A 3,311-nucleotide genomic window follows, 5' to 3' on the forward strand; every position below is an offset into this window, starting at 1 on the left:
GTGGCCGCCGCCGGCGGCCAGTAGGGTCGGCCCCTCGAGGCCGGCCAGCTCGGTCCGCCAGGCCGCGCGGGCGGCGTCCCGATCCTGGGCCCGCAGCCAGCGCAGGTAGTCCGAGTACGAGCGGACGGCGGGCGGCCGGGGCGGCGGGGCGGCATCGGCATCGGCATCGGCATCGGCGGCCAGCGTGAACAGTTCCCGCAGCACCAGCGACAGCGACCAGCCGTCCAGGATGACGTGGTGGGCGCAGACCGCCAGCCGGGCGCTGTCCGCTCCGGTGCGGACCCACAGGAACCGGATGAGCGGCGGCGTGGTCAGATCGAAGCGCGCCGCCCGGTCGGCCACGACCAGCCGCTCGGCCTCGGCCAACCGCTCGGCGGCCGGCCAGCTGGAGAGGTCGACGATCGTCCACTCCGGTTCGGCCCGGTCCAGGATGGCCTGGGCCGGGGCGGCGCCGTCGGCCAGGACGGCGGCGCGCAGGAGGTCGTGCCGGGCGACGAGCTCCCGCGACGCCGCGCGCAGGCGTTCAGGGTCGAGGTCGTCGGCGTCGCCGCGCAGGTCGAGGACGAACTGGATGACGTAGACGTCCGGCGTGTCGTCCCCGTCGACGAGGCGGTGGAACAGCATCCCCGCCTGCGACGGCGACAGCGGCCAGACCTCGGTCAGGCCGGGCAGCCGCTCCCGCCAGCGGGCCAGGTCCGCCGGGTCGACCGGGGCCAAGCCCACGGGCGCCTGCTCTGAAGGCGTCTGGTCTGAAGGCGCCTGCTCTGAAAGCGCCTGGTTCGCGGGGGCCGAGGCGTCCGCCGCTGCGGCCAGGCCGGCGACGGTCGGCGCGGCGAACACGTCGGCCAGCTCGACCGTCACGCCGGCGGCAGCCGCCCGGGTGACCACGGCGAAAGCCAGGATGCTGTCGCCGCCCCGCTGGAAGAACGAGTCGTCGACGCCGACGTCGGGCTGGCCGAGCACGGCCGCGAAGACGTCCCGCAGGACCGCCTCGGTCCGGGTGGCCGGAGCCCGAGCAGGCAGAGCCCGGCCGGACCGGGCCGCCGCCCGGAAATCGGGCGCGGGCAGCGCGCGGCGATCCAGCTTCCCGCCGGGGGTGGTGGGCAGCGCGGGCATCGCTACGAAGGCCGCCGGCACCATGTAGTCGGGCAGCGCCGCCGCCACGTGGGCGCGCAGCGCCGCCGCGAGCGCCCCGCTGCCGGCTTCGTCCGCTGCCGCCCCGGCTGGGATGACGTAGGCGACCAGCGCCCGGCCGGCCGGCCCGTCCTCGCGGACGACCACGGCGCAGCGGGCGACCGCCGGGTGGCGGTCGAGCACCGCCTCGATCTCACCCGGCTCGACCCGGAAGCCGCGGACCTTGACCTGATCGTCCGAGCGGCCGGCCAGGACCAGCTCGCCGCTAGCCGTCCACCGGGCGAGGTCGCCGGTCCGGTACATCCGCTCGCCGGTCCCGAACGGGCTGGCGACGTAACGGGACGCACCCAGCGCCGGCCGAGCCAGGTAGCCGTGGGCGACGCCCGCGCCGGCAAGGTACAGCTCGCCGACGACGCCCGGCGGTACCGGCATGAGAGCGCCGTCCAGCACGTAGGCCCGGGTGTTGCGCAGTGGGCGGCCGACCGTCGGCCGCCCACGGTCGGCGCTTCGCACCGGGCCGGTCGTCGCCCAGACCGTCGTCTCGGTCGGCCCGTACAGATTGGTCAGGCTCTCCGCGCGGGCGGTGAGCTCGCGGGCGAGGTCGGCCGGCAGCGGTTCGCCGCCGCACAGGACCCGCACCCGCGGGTAGGGCCCAGCAGCCGCGTCAAGGATGGATCGCCAGCGCGATGGGGTCGCCTGGGCCAGCGTCACCGCGCCCGCGGTCAGCAGCCGGGCCAGCTCCGAGGGGTCGCGGGCCGCCCCGCCCTCGACGAGATGGATCGAGGCGCCGACGGTCAGCGGGGCGAGCAGTTCGACCGTGCTCGGGTCGAAGCCCAGCGTGGTCGCGGCCAGGACCCGGTCGGCTGGCCCGATACCCACGGTCTCGGCGAACGACGACAGGAAGTTCGCCAGGGACCGGTGGCCGACCAGGACGCCCTTCGGCCGGCCGGTCGAACCCGACGTGTAGATCACGTAGACCGGGCTGTCCGCGTCGACGGCGGGCGGCCACGATCCAGCGGCCGGCACCGCCGCGGCGCCGGCCTCGGGCTCGGGCTCGGCCTCGTCGATCAGGACGAGCCGCGTCCCGGGCGCGACCCGCAGCCGCGCGGCGAGCGATCCCGTGGTGACCAGCACCGACGGGGCCGCGTCCTCGATCATGAACGCGATCCGGTCCGCCGGGTAGTCGGGGTCGATCGGGAGGTAGGCGGCGCCGGCCCGGGCGGCGCCGGCGAGCGCGACGACCAGGTCGACCGAGCGGGGCAGCGCGATCCCGACAATGGAACCGGGCCGGGCGCCGCGCCTGGCCAGCCGGCGCCCGAAGGCGTCGGCCGCCGCCGCGAGCTCACCGTAGGTCAGGGTCCGCTCGGCGGTGACCAGCGCCGTCCGGTCGGGGCTGGCCGCGGCCCGAGCGGCGAACAGCGCCACCCACGGCTCGGTCGGGCTGGGCCCAGCGGTGTCGTTCCAGTCGACCAGCACCCGGTCACGCTCGGCCGAGCCGAGCAGGTCGATCGGGCCGATCGCCGTGCCGGGCTCGGCCAGCGCCCGGGCCAGCAGCCGCTCCAGCCGCGGGCCCACCGAGCCGGCGAACGCCGCCGACACCGAGCCCGGCTGGTAGGTCGTCTCCAACTCGAGCGGGCCAAAGCCGCCGTCCCCGCCGAACTCGGCCACCACCATCAGCGGGAACTGGGCGGTGCCGTTGGGCAGCGGGCGGCGCTCGCCGCGCAGGTCCCGGCCGTCCTGGTCAGTGCGGTGGAGGGCGGCAGCGGCCGGCGAGCGGACGGCGAACATCGTGCTGAACAGGCTGGACACGCCGTCGGAGCGGTCCGGGTTGAGTTCGCGCGCGACGTCGGCCAGGTCGACGTCGGCGTGCGCGAGGGCGCCCCGGCACACCTCGCGGGTCCGGGCGACCAGCTCGGTGAACGTGTCGGCCGGGCCGACGGTGAGCCGGAGGCAGATGGTGTTGCCGAAGTAGCCGATGACGCCGTCGGTCCCGGCGCCGTCCCGGTTGACGACGGGCGAGCCGACGGTGATGTCGGTGGCGCCGGTGGCCCGGTGGATCAGGGCCGCGTAGGCGGCGAGCAGCACCACGAACGGCGTCACGCCGTGCCGGGCGGCGAACGCCCGCACCTGGCCGGCCAGCTCGGCCGGGGCGTGATGGCCGACCTGCCGGCCCGCGT

The 3,311-nt window shown here is 76.7% G+C and carries 1 protein-coding gene; it reads right to left on the reverse strand.

Features of this window, described 5'->3' with window-relative positions; translation table 11 throughout:
* The coding region (locus AC08OQ_RS18610) for a non-ribosomal peptide synthetase (RefSeq protein WP_476612265.1) at nucleotides 1–3,311 on the reverse strand (3,311 nt) is incomplete at both ends.

The organism is Frankia sp. CcCS3, assembly GCF_977927575.1.